The sequence below is a fragment of the Erythrobacter sp. KY5 genome (assembly GCF_003264115.1).
Taxonomy (GTDB): domain Bacteria; phylum Pseudomonadota; class Alphaproteobacteria; order Sphingomonadales; family Sphingomonadaceae; genus Erythrobacter.
The window spans coordinates 1,595,126-1,610,513 of the sequence record NZ_CP021912.1; the positions used below are offsets into that span (position 1 = coordinate 1,595,126).

The 15,388-nt window shown below is 60.6% G+C and carries 14 protein-coding genes and 2 tRNA genes; 7 read left to right on the plus strand and 9 right to left on the minus strand.

Annotated elements, in window-relative coordinates; genetic code table 11:
- Positions 1 to 44 precede the first annotated feature (44 nt).
- Positions 45 to 974, minus strand: a complete 930-nt coding sequence (locus CD351_RS07525; protein ID WP_111992018.1) for a hydroxymethylglutaryl-CoA lyase — start codon at positions 972 to 974, stop codon at positions 45 to 47.
- Between the two features lie 5 nt (positions 975 to 979).
- Entirely contained in the window at positions 980 to 1,648 is a 669-nt protein-coding gene (locus CD351_RS07530) for a GntR family transcriptional regulator (RefSeq protein WP_111992019.1), read from the minus strand.
- Between the two features lie 179 nt (positions 1,649 to 1,827).
- Here CD351_RS07530 and CD351_RS07535 point away from each other — a divergent pair, with 179 nt between their 5' ends.
- Positions 1,828 to 4,359, plus strand: a complete 2,532-nt coding sequence (locus CD351_RS07535; RefSeq protein WP_111992020.1) for a TonB-dependent receptor — start codon at positions 1,828 to 1,830, stop codon at positions 4,357 to 4,359.
- A 150-nt stretch (positions 4,360 to 4,509) separates the two neighbouring features.
- On the opposite strand, the gene CD351_RS07540 is transcribed toward CD351_RS07535, so the two are convergent.
- The 3 genes from CD351_RS07540 to CD351_RS15700 all read right to left on the minus strand — a co-directional run bounded on the left by CD351_RS07540 (position 4,510) and on the right by CD351_RS15700 (position 5,620).
- Positions 4,510 to 4,586, minus strand: a tRNA-Pro gene (locus CD351_RS07540).
- A 303-nt stretch (positions 4,587 to 4,889) separates the two neighbouring features.
- Positions 4,890 to 5,444 (minus strand): sigma-70 family RNA polymerase sigma factor, encoded by a 555-nt coding sequence (locus CD351_RS07545; protein ID WP_111992021.1) that lies wholly within the window; start codon positions 5,442 to 5,444, stop codon positions 4,890 to 4,892.
- Positions 5,444 to 5,620, minus strand: a complete 177-nt coding sequence (locus CD351_RS15700) for a NepR family anti-sigma factor (protein ID WP_162627648.1) — start codon at positions 5,618 to 5,620, stop codon at positions 5,444 to 5,446. The genes CD351_RS07545 and CD351_RS15700 overlap by 1 nt, the downstream gene beginning before the upstream one ends.
- Positions 5,621 to 5,795: 175 nt before the next feature.
- Here CD351_RS15700 and CD351_RS07550 point away from each other — a divergent pair, with 175 nt between their 5' ends.
- The 3 genes from CD351_RS07550 (at position 5,796) to CD351_RS07560 (ending at position 9,215) form a co-directional block, all read left to right on the plus strand.
- Positions 5,796 to 6,572 (plus strand): response regulator, encoded by a 777-nt coding sequence (locus CD351_RS07550; protein WP_111992022.1) that lies wholly within the window; start codon positions 5,796 to 5,798, stop codon positions 6,570 to 6,572.
- 50 nt (positions 6,573 to 6,622) lie between these two features.
- Positions 6,623 to 7,720, plus strand: coding sequence for a sensor histidine kinase (locus CD351_RS07555; RefSeq protein ID WP_111992023.1), 1,098 nt, complete (start codon positions 6,623 to 6,625; stop codon positions 7,718 to 7,720).
- 91 nt (positions 7,721 to 7,811) lie between these two features.
- A complete protein-coding gene (locus tag CD351_RS07560) occupies positions 7,812 to 9,215 on the plus strand; it encodes a sensor histidine kinase (protein ID WP_255413054.1) in 1,404 nt (467 codons plus the stop codon).
- A gap of 35 nt (positions 9,216 to 9,250) precedes the next feature.
- Here CD351_RS07560 and CD351_RS07565 read toward each other — a convergent pair.
- From CD351_RS07565 to CD351_RS07575, 3 genes are all read right to left on the minus strand, one after another.
- A tRNA-Ile gene (locus CD351_RS07565) sits at positions 9,251 to 9,326 on the minus strand.
- 79 nt (positions 9,327 to 9,405) lie between these two features.
- Positions 9,406 to 10,392 carry a polysaccharide deacetylase family protein gene (locus CD351_RS07570; protein ID WP_111993655.1) on the minus strand — a complete coding sequence of 329 codons (987 nt, stop codon included), beginning with the start codon at positions 10,390 to 10,392 and terminating at the stop codon, positions 9,406 to 9,408.
- A 120-nt stretch (positions 10,393 to 10,512) separates the two neighbouring features.
- Positions 10,513 to 12,294, minus strand: a complete 1,782-nt coding sequence (locus CD351_RS07575) for a histidine kinase dimerization/phospho-acceptor domain-containing protein (protein ID WP_111992025.1) — start codon at positions 12,292 to 12,294, stop codon at positions 10,513 to 10,515.
- Between the two features lie 296 nt (positions 12,295 to 12,590).
- On the opposite strand from CD351_RS07575, the gene CD351_RS07580 reads away from it, so the two are divergent.
- Genes CD351_RS07580 through CD351_RS07590 form a run of 3 tightly spaced genes read left to right on the plus strand, consistent with a single transcriptional unit; the run spans position 12,591 to position 13,945 of the window.
- Positions 12,591 to 13,052, plus strand: coding sequence for an Lrp/AsnC family transcriptional regulator (locus CD351_RS07580; protein ID WP_111993656.1), 462 nt, complete (start codon positions 12,591 to 12,593; stop codon positions 13,050 to 13,052).
- 10 nt (positions 13,053 to 13,062) lie between these two features.
- Positions 13,063 to 13,509: a GFA family protein gene (locus tag CD351_RS07585; protein WP_111993657.1), complete on the plus strand. Its 447-nt coding sequence runs from the start codon at positions 13,063 to 13,065 to the stop codon at positions 13,507 to 13,509.
- Positions 13,510 to 13,561: 52 nt separating this feature from the next.
- Positions 13,562 to 13,945, plus strand: a complete 384-nt coding sequence (locus CD351_RS07590) for a hypothetical protein (protein ID WP_162627650.1) — start codon at positions 13,562 to 13,564, stop codon at positions 13,943 to 13,945.
- Here the strand turns inward: CD351_RS07590 and CD351_RS07595 are convergent.
- Entirely contained in the window at positions 13,942 to 15,261 is a 1,320-nt protein-coding gene (locus CD351_RS07595; RefSeq protein WP_111993658.1) for an NAD(P)/FAD-dependent oxidoreductase, read from the minus strand. The genes CD351_RS07590 and CD351_RS07595 overlap by 4 nt on opposite strands.
- Positions 15,262 to 15,388 lie beyond the last annotated feature (127 nt).

Sequence of the window (15,388 nt, forward strand, 5' to 3'; positions counted from 1 at the left end):
GTGGGATCTGTTGGAGAGGGTGAGAAAACTATCCGCCGCGCATTTCAGGCTGCCTTCGCAACGAGAGAGGGGAGGGGGCGGCCAAGGACCGCGCTGAAATCGTGATTGGCTGCGATTGCCGCATCAAGGTCGATGCCGGTCGCAACGCCTGATTGCTGCATGAGGTAGATGAGATCCTCGGTCGCGATGTTACCGGTGGCCTTGGGCGCGAAGGGACAGCCCCCAAGCCCGCCGAGCGAGGCGTCGAAGGTGCGAACGCCCGCCTCGTAAGCCGCCCAGGCATTGGCGATGCCGGTTCCGCGCGTGTTGTGAAAATGGCAGCGCATCGGGATTTGGCCGCCGAGAAGCTGTCCCAGCTGGCCGAAAAGATCGCTCACCTGCGAAGGAACGCCGACGCCGATTGTGTCGGCAAGGGCGATCTCCTCGGGGCCTTCGCTTGCCAGTTCCTGGGCAATACGAAGCACGGTTTCCGGTTTGACCTCGCCTTCGAACGGGCAGCCGAAAGCGGCGCTGATCGTGACCTGCGCGCTCAAGCCTTCGGCCTTGGCGAAGCGGATCATGTCGCGGTTTTCTGCGATGCCTTCTTCGATGGTCTGGCCCTGGTTCTTTTGACCAAACGTATCGCTGGCGACGATCACGCAGCCTGCCTGATCGATGCCGCGCTTTCCGCCTTCGCGGGTGGCAAGCCCGCGCATGATCCCGCGCTTGTTGAGGGTAAGACCGATATAGGTGACGTCGCCGCGATCCGGCAGAGCTTCGATCACGGCCTCGGCATCCGCCATTTGCGGAACGCGCTTGGGGTGCACGAAGCTGGCAACTTCCAAACGACGCGCGCCATAGCCGATCATGGCGTCAATCAGGTCGAGCTTGGCCCTTGTCTGCACCGTTTCCGGCTCGTTCTGTAGCCCGTCGCGCGGGCCAACTTCGACAAGTTCGATTGCGGGCGGGGACGAATTCGACGCTTCTGTATACATTTTTGTCACGCCGCATCTTCAATGCTGGCAAGGCCTCGATGCGCATCGGCATACACGTGGAAAGCGCGGCGAATGTGGCCGGCCATGATCGCTTCGGCCCACGGGCCATCCTTGCGCGCGAATGCGGAGAGCAGGTCGTCATGCTCGTTATGCGACCGGTTGAACGCCTCCGCGCCGTAATGCTGCGCGGTGCGCCACACGACCGGCTGTTCGATCAGAGCGCTGAGCAAGGTGGTCAGGCGGCGCGAGTCGGCGGCCTTCAGGATCAGTTCGTGGAACTGCTTGTTATGCTCAAGAAAGCCGGCAATGTCTGGCCCGGGGCGCTTTTGAATAGCGGCGCAAAGCTTTGTATTTATTCGTCTTAGGTCGTCGAGCACTTGCGGGGTCATGCGCTCCGCAGCGCGCTTTGCGGCATGGCCTTCCATCATCGCGCGCAGCTCGAATGCATCGGCTACATCGTCAACGGACCAGTCGGCAACGAAACTGCGCTGCGATTCGTTTTTGCGAACCAGCAGCTCGGCTTCGAGTCGCCGCAAGGCATCGCGCACCGGCGTTCTGGATACACCGCAACGTTCCGCCAACGTCTCTTCGCTCAGCTGTTCTCCGGGGGAAAGTTCCCCCGAAAGCACCATCGCTCGAATGGTCTCATATGCAAGATCGGATGCCTTGGCCACGATTGCCCCTGCTATTGACTCGGACAAATTGTATACAATAAGGAGCAGGTAACGCAACCGGTTCGAGGTGAGGGGTCAATCGACGGATTGGACGCGGGTGAGAATTTGCGCCGCATAGGGGAGCGGCATTTCGTTCCCTTGGCGACGTGTCTTTCATTCACGGCTCTGAGGAACTGAAAATGCGCAATACAAAGACCATTCTGGCAAGCGGCGTCGCGCTTTGTGCGGTGCTCCCGCTCACCCCCGCGATGGCTCAACAGACCACTGCGGTGAGCGCAGATGAGGACGATAACGCGATCATCGTGACTGCGCGTCGCCAGTCTGAAACGCTCGCCGAGGTGCCATCGGCCGTCACAGTCTTCACCGCCGATGCGATCCGGTCAGCCGGCATCGAAAATGCGGACGATTTTGCGCAGCTAACTCCCGGCGTCACCATCGTCACCGGTACCGCCGAAGCTGGGGATACCCAGATCAACATTCGCGGTATCAATGGTGCACGCGACGCGGAAAGCTCGGTCGCGCTCTTGGTCGACGGCATCCTGAAGACCAACACCGCACAGCTTAATCAGGATCAGGGCACGCTGCGTCAGATTGAAATTTTGAAAGGTCCGCAAGGCGCACTTTACGGCCGCAACGCTGCGGCGGGGGCAATCGTCATCCAGACATTGAAGCCGTCAGACCGCTTGGAAGCCGGCGGCCTAATCTCCTTTGCCGAGGACAATACCTACCGCGCCAATGGCTACATCGCGGCTCCGGTCGGCGAGGGTGCGGGGATCGTCCTGTCGGGCAGCTATTTCCACACCGACGGATTTTTCTTCAACCGCTTCCGGAACGACGATGTCGTCGACAATCAGGAAACCTTCACTATCGACGGTCGGTTCGTCGCCGATCTTGGCCCCGATACCGAGCTCGACATCAAAGCGCGCTACGCCGATGTTCAGGGCGCTTCGATCAACTTCAACGCCTCGTTCCACCTGCCCGAATTCGGAGCGGTCGATCCGGCCTTCTTCGAGGACGTGAACGAGCACCCTTTCGATTTCTACGGCAATATCCGCCCGGTCAACGAGCAGGAGACCTTCGAGGTGTCTGCCAAGGTCGAACATGATTTTGGCGGGCTAATTCTCACCGCATGGGGTCTTTACAGCGACGTCGACCAGCTGCTGATCGCGGATGGCACCTCGGCTGATTTTGCGCGCTTCACCTTTCCCGGAGCGACACCGGATTCGGTCGCGGCGTCCAACGCCTGTTTCGCGAGCACCGCGCAGCTGACAGGTTTCCCGCTCAACCCGCCGACCTTCATCGGCGCAACGCCGGTGCCCTTCATCTTCGACCCGGCGAACGGTTCGACCTTCGGCGCCTACAGCCCCACGACCTGCGACGGCACGCAGCTGCAGATCCGCAACCAGAGCGATTTCAGCGCCGAGGTCCGCCTCGCCTCCGACAATGGCGGTCCGGTCGAGTGGCAGGTGGGCGCATATTTCCTGACTATCGACCGCGAGGTTGGCGTCGCCATCGCAGCCGATCTGGGGCAGGGCGTATCGCGCGAATTGTTCAATCCCGCCGGTTCGTTCAACCCAACCTCGCAGCTGCTCAACGACGATTTCTCGACCAACGTCTACGCCGCGTTCGCTTCGGTTGAGTGGGAAGTCAGTGACCGCTTCGATGTGAGCATTGCAGGCCGCTATGATATCGAGGACCGCTCAACCAGCAGCCTCGTGCCTGCCGTGCTCGATCCGTTCACCGGCGGCCCGATCAATCCGGGTCAGCAGGTCGTAAACGGCGTGGTGCAGCCGATCCCGGACCAGTCGGAAACCTTCAAGCAGTTCCAGCCGAAAATATCGCTGCGCTACGAGGTGACGCCCGATCTCAATCTCTACGCAAACTGGGGCATCGGGTTTAAGTCCGGCGGCTTCAACAATCAGGGTTCGGCGGCGATTGTCGACCAGACCTTCAACCAGTTCATCGGCACGAACGTCCTAATCGAAGACCAGTTTCGCAAGGAAACCTCCTCCGCTTTCGAGGCGGGGATCAAGGGCGAGTTGCTGGATGGCGCGGTGACGTTCGACCTTGCGGGTTACTACACCGACATCGACGACCTTCAGTTCTTCGAATTCTTCGTCGGTCCATTCGGCCTGTTGCGCGTGGTCTCGAATATCGATGAGGTCCAGATTTACGGCGCAGAGATCAACCTGAACGCCGAACTGCTCGACGGTTGGAGCATCTACGGCTCTGCCAACGTGACCGAGAGCGAGATCAAGGCCAATTCCTCGCGACCTGTCACGGTCGGCAACGAATCGCCCTACACCGCCGATTACACGATCAATATCGGTACTCAGGTCGATCTGCCGGTCACCAGCACCGTCAACTTTATCGGTCGTGCGGACTATCGCATCACCGGCCCGACATGGTTCCACACCGTTCAGGACGACACTTCGCCGACCCTGTTCAGCGGATTGCTGCCCGGATCGGCGCTCGGTCTGCCGGCATTCTTTGGCGATGCAGATTATTCGGTCACGCAGCGCGACAGTTTCGGAGTTCTGGACGTGCGCGTCGGCGTGGAGATCGACAACATCTCGATCATCGCCTTTGCCGAAAACCTCACCGATGAGCGTTATCTCAACGAGGTAATCCCCGCGATCGAGTTTGGCGGATCGTTCCTGTCACCCGGCGGTCTGCGCCGCTTCGGTGTGGAGCTTGGCTTCGAGTTCTAGAACGGCGTCAGGCCAACCAAGTTTGTCATCCTGGTTCGCCATTCTCTGATCCCACTTGGAGCGAACCACGATGTATCAGCCCGGGCCGCCGCAAAGGTGGTCCGGGCTTTCTTGCATGGTGTGAAGATCGGCAAGGATCCAAGATTGAAATGGTCGGGGAGACTGGATTCGAACCAGCGACCCCCTGTACCCAAAACAGGTGCGCTACCAGGCTGCGCCACTCCCCGACGTTTCAATCGTTCGAGCAGGAAGGTTGTACCCTCCGCTTGATGCATCGCCACTGAACCCGACAGGTTGGCGGGACCGGAAGGAAACCAACCGGCCACCGTCTGTAGCTAACGAAAACGCTAGCTTAGTCATGGTTGTGACGGCGGTTGTGTCACTTGGATGTGTCACAACTGCGCGGCTCTTACTTTTGCTGATGAAGCAGGTCAAGAAGATGGTTCGCCAAGGTTGAAATCCCTTGCGCCGATCCATTCGCGCCACGAACCCATGCAGGATCGCAAAGACCCCGGCAGCGACGCTGTCAATCAGGAGGCGAGAGGCTTTTGGGTCGCGGCGCTAATTGCGACATCGCCCATGAAAACCCTCATGGTTTCGCGGGCACGACTGACACGGCTTTTTACCGTCCCGATATTTGTGCCGACAATGATGGCGGCTTCTTCGTAGGACATGCCTGCCCCGGCCACCAGCCAGAGTGCCTCGGCCTGCTGGGATGGCAGGCGTGACATGGTGCGCTCCACATCGCTTACGTGGATGCCATTTTCCTGCGTCGCCTGTTGGATCAGAGCACGTTCGGCCTGTTCGGGTTCAAGCGACGTTTCGCGCTTGGACTTGCGCAGAGAATTGTAGAATTCATTGCGCAGGATCGTGAACATCCACGCCTTGAAATTTGAACCGGGAATATAGGTTTCACGGGCCGCCCAGGCGCGCGTCATAGCCTCTTGTGCGAGGTCATCCGCGAGATCGCGGTTGCGGCAAAGGCCGCGTGCAAAAGCACGTAAGGAGGGGACCAGCGCGACCATATCTTTCTTGAACTGGGAAAAATCTTCAGGTCGCGAAGGCCGCTCGAGGGCGATCGCCATCAATTGTCCTTCGACTGGTTTTGCTTGCGGGCGAACTCTGCGATCAGGTCGCTGAATTCGTCCGGCACGGCTTCGTCTTCCACTTCATTGAACATCTGGCGCAGGGCGGCGTCAATTGGGTCGAATGACGTAGGCCGCTGTTTGCTCTCGTTTGTCATCGAAGCTGCATAGCTCATATGTCTTTCCAACTCGGCGCAAGCGGCGCCGTTTTTGCTCTGGTGTCAAGAGCGGAATTTTCGGGGTGCCGCTCGTTAGTCATGTCTGTGCAATGAAACCGCGGTGCAAAAAGTTCCAACAAGCTGGGAACATTTTTGCCCGGGCGATCTTGGTCCATCAGGGAGTCTACTGATTATGACCTTTGAAAATGATGTCGCGCGCGAGCTTCCATTCCTTCGCCGCTACGCAAGAATGCTCACCGGTTCGCAAGCTGCTGGCGATGCCGCCGTGCGCGAAACCTTGCAGGCGATGATCGCCGCACCCGACGAATTCCGCACCGATATTCCCGTTCGCAACGAACTGTATCGCGTGTTCCACAAGCTCTGGACCGACGCGTCCCTTCGCTCCATCGACCTTTCGACCGCAGTGATCGGCGCTTTGCCGCACAAGGCGCGCAAGGCGCTGTTGTTGACGACGATCGAAGGTTTCGCCGAAGACGAGACCGCCTTCATTCTGTCCATCGAGGAAAGCGAGGTGCGGACCTGCGTGGCAGAAGCGCGTGACGCGATCAGCTCGATGCTTTCCTCCCGCGTGCTGGTTATCGAGGACGAGGCGATCATCGCCCTCCACCTCAAGCAGCTGCTGGTCGACATGGGCAACGATGTCGCCGCCGTCGCCCGCACGGCGAGCGAAGCGGTCGAAGCGGCAGATCAGGTGCAGCCCGAACTGATCCTTGCCGACATCAATCTGGCCGACGGCTCAAGCGGGATCGATGCGGTTGACGAGATTCTGCAGAAGATTGACGTTCCGGTCATCTTCATCACCGCCTTCCCCGAAAAGCTGCTGACCGGCGAACGCCCTGAGCCTGCCTACGTGATCGCCAAACCGTTCAGCCCCGACCATGTCGCGGCAACGGTCATGCAGGCGCTGCTGGTGAGCCGCGAGACTTCGATGGATACCGAAGACGCCTGATCACCGGCTTGGCGTAGCCCGGCAAAAGCATTGATCGAGAGAGCTGACAGATGACCTCTGGCACAGGTTCCATGTGCATACTTTATGTCGATCCCGACGAAGCAACGGCAATCGACGTTGCGCGCCAGCTTGGCGGGATCGGGCATGATGTCACGCATGTGGCTCATGGCACCGCTATCGTGGCGCATCTTGCAGACAGGGCATTCGATGCCGTTCTGCTAGCCGACAGCGAAGGTGAGGAGGCGCTGCAGGCCGCGCTGCATTCGCTGGACGGCGCAGAAGATGTGCCTCCCGTCGTCTGCCTGCTTGCATCGCAAAGCGCTCCGCTCGCGTTGGGCGCGCTGGAAGCGGGTGCCCAGGACTATCTTGTCAGGCAAGACGACCCCAGCTTCGCCAACTTGCTCGAAGCGGTTCTGGCGCGCAGCATCGCTTATGACCGTGCGCAGCGCGAAAAGCTGATTGCTGAGCAAGAGGCGGCCGCGTCGCGTTCGCGGTCCGAAGTGCTGCTGAACGAGATGAAGCACCGCATTGCCAACAGTCTCGCACTCATCGTCTCGATGGCTCACATGCAGGCGGGCGCCTTGCCCAGGGGCGAAGCGCACCGGGCCATGGACGATTTCGCCAGCCGCGTCCATGCTATCGCTCAGGTGCACAAGGGGCTGTACGCCTCGATGAAGATCGGCACGGTCGCGGTCGACGATTACCTGACGCGGCTCGCTCGCGAATTGCGCAGTGAACATGTCGGCAGGCGCTCGCTTGCCGATGTGAAGTTCGATTGTATCGAGGCCACGGTCTCGGTTGATCAGGCGATATCGCTCGGCGTGATCCTTTCCGAACTTGTCGGTAATGCGGCGCGCTTTGCCTATCGAGACAGCGTCAAGGGCGAAGTGCGCGCTTCGTTACGGCGCGAAGGCGATGGGGATGGCGAGGGCGAGGTTGCCGCCATCCTCCTGGTCGAAGACGATGGCGTTGGCATTGCGGACATCGGGATGAAAAACGCAGGCCTCGGCTCGCAGATCGTTGGCGTGCTGGCGCACAGTCTTGGTGGCCGCTTCCAACTTGAACCCAAATCGAAAGGGGTAAGGGCCGTGCTGCGCTTTCCCCTGCCGCAAAAGGGTGGCGCGAACGTGCCGGGCGCTGCATCGTGACAGATCGAATTGATTCGCCACAAAGTGCGCCGCTACGTAAAGGCACTGCATGAACGCAGCCCCTTTCAGCAAAGCGGTCGAATCAGCGAAAATGCTGCTGAGTGATAGCCCGTCATCCATGACGCTTTTCACTCCCGACCTGACTATGCTGTACATAAACGAAGCGCATGCGAGGATGACCGGGCGCGGTTATGACGAAGTCGTGGGGCGCGGCATGTTCGAGGTTTTCCAGCCTAATCCCGACAAGCCCGAAGACGAGAGCGCCAAGCGCGCAATCGAACAGGGCGTTGCACACATCGTGCGCACGCGCGAACCTTTCGAGATCGAAGAGCAGCAGCACGACCTGCTCGACGAAAACGGCGTATACGAATTGCGGTTCTGGTCACTGGTCATGTGGCCGGTTGTGGAGGATGGAGAGGTCGTTGCGATCCTTCAGCGTTCGGAAAACGTGACCGAGCGCGTTCGGCAACGCCGGCTTACCGACGCGGTGAGGATTGCCGCTGAAGAAGCGTCGGGACTGTCCTTCTTCTCCTACGACCCGCTGACCGACCGATTTGTGCGCAATATCGCAATTGACCAGATGTTTGGTTTCGAACCCGACGAAGCCGGCGAGACAGCGGCACCCTTTTTCGATCGTATCGCGACCGAAGACGTGCCCGCCATTCACGCCGAGGTCGAGCGCGCTATGGCGGGCGGGGCCGGTACGAGCGCAGCATTCGATTATCGTGTCCTCATTCCCGAAACCCCGGATCCCCGGTTCATCCGCGTGCGCGCCGGGATCGAGCGCGATCCGGTAGATGGCAAGCTCAAGCTGTTCGGCGCCTTCATCGACATGACCGATGTGGAGGAAGCCCGCGCGCGCATGGAGGAGCTGTCACAGCGCAACGCGGCGCTGGTGGTCGAAAGCAATCACCGGATCAAGAACTCGCTCGCGATTGCAGCGGCGATGCTGTCCTACCAGATCGGCGCGACCAAAAGCGACGAGGCGCAAGAAGCGCTCAAGGCGTCTGCGAACCGGATCATGGCGATATCCGACGTTCACGGCGAACTGTATGCCGACACCGGCGTCGAATATGTTGACGCCGGGCATTTGCTCGAACGCTTTGCCAACAGCTTTGCCCGAACGATCGACGGTGACGCGAGCGGATGCAGCATCGTTGCTGAAACGCAGTCGATCAAGTTGCCCTCCCGCTTTGCGGTAACACTGGCGCTCACACTCAACGAGCTGCTGACCAATGCCGTCAAATACGGTATGGCGCATGGTCAGCAATGCGAAATCAAAGTGGCGTTCGTTGTTGAAAATGACACGATCCACTTGAAGGTGGAAAATCCCATCTCCGAAGAACGCTTCGCCATGATCGTTTCCGAAGGCGTAGGCAGCGATCTTGTTCATGCCTTTGCACAGCAACTTGGCGGGGAAATCGTCTCGCAAGAGGATGATCGCGTTTTCAAGGTGCGCTGCAGCTTCCCGGTTCCGAGCGAGGAACGGGAGTGAGCTAGTAAGCCCTGGCGTTGGTGCGGGGGAGGGTTTGGTGGGCCCGGCAGGATTCGAACCCGCGACCTAGCCGTTATGAGCGGCCAGCTCTAACCGCTGAGCTACAGGCCCCCCGGAAGTATCAGCGTTTACTGTGACGTAAAACAGCACGGCCACTACATCTACAACGCCGCTTAGACAAGCGGCTCAATCACCTTTGTGTGGCTTCGATAATATCGGCGACATTCGCCGTGCGCACGCCGCGTTTGGCGAGATAGGCGTAGACCTCGCTCAGCCAATCGTAGAGCCGCTCGACATCGCGCGTATCCGCCGCATAGGGCGTGAAGCCGGGTGCAAGTGTCGGGCTGTGGAAGGACAGGACCAGCAGCGGCAGGCCTTCATCCAGAGCAACATCGATGCCGCGTATCGCTTCTGCGCTGGTCACGCCTTCCGGGGTAAGAGCAATGCGTTCCAGCAGCTTCAACCGCGAAAAGCCCGCGAAGAATGTCGGGATGTGACGCTGCAACCGGTGGATGTGCCTGCCCAGCATGCGCAGCGGACCCCAATAGACGCTCGTCACAGGCAGTTCGAGCAGCTCACGCGCGTCATCGACCCAGTAGGGCGCGAGCGGGTGGTTTGAATAGTCCGGGCCGTACTGCGCGGCGTAATCGAACAGCGAGCGCACCGACGTGTCGATGCGGATGCCATTGTCTTTCAGGATTTGCGCCGAATGCTCGCCGAGGCCGTACCTGCCTGCGCGATAGATCAGCGGTGCTGTTCCAAACGCCTCCTCGATCCGGTCGCGCAGCGCCTTGAATTTGGCGGCTTCCAGTTCGGGCGGGAGACTGCCGGCGTAGGAATTCCGCGCGCACACTTCTTCGTCGAAGGGTGGGTTGACCCAGGGGTGAAGCTGCACGCCGACATCCGCGACCCCGCGCCCGACCGCATCGCTGATAATCTCGACCGCGCGCGCATCGGTCGCAATCGGCCAGTCGACGAGGTAGACGGGATGAGCGCCGATTTTTTCGCAAAACGCCTGAAAACGCGGAATGGCCTCGACATGGCGCAGGCCGTGCTGGTCGCGGGTGAAGGGGCCGTCCCAGTCGAACTCTTCCTCAGTGTCGACCGTGAGCAGGACGCGCTGACCGAAATCAGGTGCGAAAGACGCTGTCGCCGAGGCGAGCGGGGGCTCGATCATCGATACGCCTTGCGCGCCGACAGGGGTTGGCGCTTCTGATTTGAGTGCAGCCTGCATGGCATGACCCTATAGCGCCAATGTGTAAGCGTAGCCTTACCGGCGACCTCACCTGTTGCGCGGTCAGTTTCTTGCGAGGCGCAGGGTCAGGATCATGATCTCGTCTTCGCATACGAGATCACCGCCGCCCGAACGCGCCTCGGCACGGGCGAGGCGCAAGGCAAAACCGGCGCCGAACAGGCCGGCGTTGATCGTCGTTCCAAGCGGCCGGGCGTCGGCGGCGAAGATGTTTTCCTCGCTGAGAAGCTGCGCGGGCACCTCGCAGGTGAGTTTGGCGAAATCGCCGTCACGCTCGACCGTCGCGGTCAGCATCTCTCCGGCTGCGCATCCCCCTCCAAGCGTTGCCAGAAGCCGCCACAAGAGCGCCTCTGCCTGATCCGGGTCGATGGAGGCCATGACAGCTTCATCGCCCCCATCAGGATCAAGCGCGGCAAGTTCGATGCCTGACATGCGGGGCCCGAGAACCTGGGCGAGCTGGCCCACCGTTCGCTGAGTTAGGGCGGCGAGGTTGGCCTCTCCGCTGTCGATCTCGATTACGCCGGTTTCCAGCCGGGCAAGGCGGTCCAGTTCCTCAAACCCGGCAAGGATGCGCGCAGCGTCAGCCGCGATGGCCGCAGCAAGTGCACGGTATTCGTGCGGGGCGTTGCCGAACAATTGCTGCTGGATCACCTCGGCATAGCCTTGAACCGCTGTCACCGGAGTGCGCAGTTCGTGGAGAAGCTGACGGATGCGGTCGGCCTCCCTCTGCGCAGCGGTTTGCGCTGGCTTGGCAGAGTTTGCAGGACGGCGGAACCTGCCGACATAGCCTGCAAAATTGCCGCCTTGAGTAAAGCGAGGCTGCGCATCGACCACCCATTCACCGGCAATCGCCTCCGCCCCATCGAGGCTGAGGCTCGCGCCGCTGATAGGTTGCCTGCGCGACACGGCGCGTTCGAGCGGGCTTTGCACCGCCGCGCTGCCAAGGCGGGCAGGGGCCACCAGCCGGGCGCCAATCACCATCGGCGCAACTTCGCCGTCGGCCCACTCGATGCGGCCCGCTGCATCGCCTGCAAAACCGAATGCGGCGACCTGACGGACCGACCCACCAACCTGCTCTCCCAGCGGGAGGCGCGGCATAAGCTGGTCGTCCTCGCCGCGCGGCTTGCTCTCGCGGTTGCGTTTGAAAGCGGCGATCCGTTCGACCAGCGCTGAGATCTCGCTGCGTCCCTCGCTCTGGGGATCGTTTTCCAGCTCGTCCTCGTCCTCGTCCTTGCCGTCGTGGTCGGGCGCGAGCTCCTCGATCGGCTCGGGCGTTTCGATGAACACGTCTTCGAGTTCGAGAGGTTCGTCCTCATCCTGCGCGCCGGGGACGATCAAATCGCGCTCAACCTCTGCAAGGACGCTGTTTTCAGGCGATGGCAGGCCGCGATCGTAGACGCCCAGCTTTTCAAGCAATTTCTCGGTATCGGGCGGCAAGTCATTGCGCAGCCGAAGAAAACCGCGCGCGCGAACCGGCAGGCGCGGGATCAGGGCTGCCCAGTCATCGTCGGACAATTGCGCCCGCGACAAAGCTGCGGAGGCAACATCGGGCTCGGCATCCGCAAGATGTGCTGCAAGCTCCGGGTTGCGAAACCGCCAGCCCGGCTCGCGCACCATGCGGGCGCGGTCGGCAGACGGTATCGTTTCTGCCAGTGCATCCATTCTGAGCCAGGCGGCAGCCGCGAGGCTGGGATCGCGCGAGGCGTGGGCTGCGCCCATCCGCTCTGCACCGAGAATATCCAGCAATTGCCGGTATTGCGTGCGCTTCGACCCATCGCTTTGCGCGCGCTGGCGTAACACCGTCGCAAGGCGATCATCGAAAAACATTCAGGCTCCAAATCCATCAGCTGCACCGCTTGGCGGCAAGGAGCCGTTTGCGAATCCATGGCTGTCACATGGACGCAATTCGGCAATTAACTCCTAACACCGTTGGAGTTTTGTCGCATGACCATCGCACACTGCGTTGCAAAGCGGGACAATTGCTGGCACACATAATAAAATTAGCTTTACCCAAGCAAAACCGTTCAAGTTCTTGCAAAACGTTGTTTATGGGTAAGGCTTTGTGCCGCCCCAGAGCAACGGGGCGTTCATACATGCAGGCCTTCAGGGGGTTCTTGGTTTCGATGGCAAATCTGGATGAAATCGATAAGCGTCTGCTCAGCGAGCTTCAGGCCGAAGGGCGTGTGACGAATGTGGAACTGGCGCAGCGCGTCGGCCTTACCGCGCCGCCGTGCCTTCGCCGTGTGCGGGGCCTCGAGGAAGACGGCGTCATTCGCGGCTATCACGCCGATCTCGACCCGTCCAAGCTCGGCTTTGCGATCACCGTTTTCGCGATGGTGAGCCTGAAGAGCCAAGCGGAAAGCTCGCTGCGCGAGTTTGAAGAGCATATGGCCGACCTTCCCGAGGTTCGCGAATGCCACATGCTCAATGGCGAGATTGATTTCATTCTCAAGATCGTCAGCAAAGACCTTCAAAGTTTTCAGGAATTCCTGACCAGCAAGCTGACCCCTGCGCCCAACGTCGCGAGCGTGAAGACCTCGCTGACGATCCGCACGTCCAAGCACGAACCGGGCGTCCCCCTATGAGGTGGTCGGCGTGAGCGAAGCGGAGCGCCTCGCTGAGCCGCTCCACGGACGCTGCCTTTGCGGCAGCGTGAAGATCACCCTCAATGCCGCTCACGCCGAAGTTGACGTGTGCCATTGCGGCATGTGCCAACGCTGGGGCGGCAGCATGTATGCCGGGATCGAGGCGGACGATTTCTCGCTCAGCGGTGAAGACGCCATCGCAACTTACCAATCGAGCGAATGGGCAGAGCGCGCCTTCTGCAAGAAATGCGGCAGCAATCTGTGGTACAAGTTCCTGCCGACCGGCAATCGCACGTTCCTCGCCGGATTGTTCGAATTGCCCTCGGGCCTGCCGATCAAGCACCAGATCTTTATCGACGATAAACCCGACTGGTTCGACATTGCGCAGGACAGCCCGAAGAAAACGGGCGAACAGATTATTGCCGAAGCGAGGGCCGCCGGCTTCACTTTCGAATAACTGTTTACCGCAGGGCCTGATGATCTGAAACGCGAGAAAAGGTGGTGCGACAATGCTGGATGAGCCTCCACCGATGATCGTGATCGAACTGCCCGAGCCGAGGGAAGACAGCGAGGGCCTGCCCACGACAACGCGCGACGATGGATCGCTTCTCATCGACCTCACCCCGCTTGCCCCGCCGCCCACCGAATGTCTCGACGAGAGCGAGCCCGATCCGTTCAATCCGGAAATCATCGTGTGCCGTGAAACGGTGCTATCGCCCCGCATCGGTCCGACCTACGGCCCGACAGCCGCCGAACTGACTGAAGGCAGCGCGGTTCCGCGCGCTCGCATGCGACTTAGCGAGGATGCGGAGGCCGAAGCGAACGTCATAAAGAAAGGCGTTGGCGGCTTTGATGCCGATGGCGCCGAAGTGCGCGTCAAGATCGACTTTTAGTGAAGCTTGAGCTTGGGCCGCACGATGCGGTTCACCCGGCCGATCACGATCAGTCCCAGACCCTTGAGCCAGCCGTGAATCGCGATTAGGTGCATCCGGTAGAGCGAGGTGTAAATGAAGCGCGCAATGCGCCCCTCCACCGCCATCGCGCCGCCGACAAGGTTGCCCATCAGGCTCCCCACGGTCGAAAACCGGCTGAGCGAAATGAGCGATCCGTTATCCTGATAGACGAAGCGTTTGAGCGGGCGGCCCTGTTCGCGCAGGCGAAGGTTCTTGAAAACCGTGTCGGCCATCTGGTGTGCCGCTTGTGCGCGCGGGGGGATCGGGGGCGCGTCGCTATCGGGCGAATAGGAGGCGCAGTCGCCGATTGCGAAGATATCGGGATCGGTGACCGTCTGAAGCGTTTCGGTGACGATGATCTGGTCGCGCATGGTCGTCTCCAGCCCGAGCGTGCTGAGGAATTCGGCGCCCTTGACCCCTGCGGCCCAGACCATGAGATCTGCGTCGATGGTGGTGCCATCCTTGGTGACAAGCTGGTGGCGCTTCGCTTCCACGACCTGCACGCCTTCGCGCACTTCGACGCCAAGCGCGGTCAATTCCTTGCGCGCGGAGGTGGATAGGCGTTCGGGCAGGGCGGGGAGGATACGCGGCCCGGCCTCCAGTATGGTGACATCAAGGCGGTTTTCGTCAAACACTTCAAGGCCGTAATGCTTGAGCGCGCCAGCCGCGTTGTACAGCTCTGCGGCGAGTTCAACGCCGGTCGCACCGGCCCCGACAATGGCGACCCGAACACGTGCATCAACGCCCGGATCTTCGATCATCGCCCGGCTTACGCGAAGGCAATGGTTGAGGAGCAATGTGCGAAACCGATCCGCCTGTTTGCGACTGTCGAGATAAAGGCAATGCTCGGCGACGCCAGGCACGCCAAAGTCGTTCGACACTGATCCGATTGCCAGGACCAGCATGTCATAACGGATCGTGTGAGCGCCGATAATCTCCTCATCCTCGTCATCCATCACCGGGGCGAGACGGATGGTCTTGGCCTCGCGGTCAATGCTCTCAAGCCTGCCCTGAAAGAACCGATAGCCCCAGCGTGCACAGTGCCCGCGATAGCCGACCTCGTCGAGATTGGCATCGAGAGAGCCAGCCGCGACCTCGTGCAGCAGCGGCTTCCAGATGTGGGAGAGGTTCTGGTCGACAAGGATGATATCGTGACGCTTGCGACCATATTTGGCGCCCAGCTTGCGCACGAGCTCAAGCCCGCCAGCGCCTCCGCCGACGACCACAATCTGGGTTTTACGCTTTGCTTCCGGAATGGCGGCGGGATGCCGCTCGGAATCGCTGCGGGATATGACGTCTTGCTTCAAGAGTGGCCCTTCGAAGGTGAGTGGCCCCTGATCCCGCTGGGGCGATTTGGTCGTCCTATAGCATCAATCACGCCCG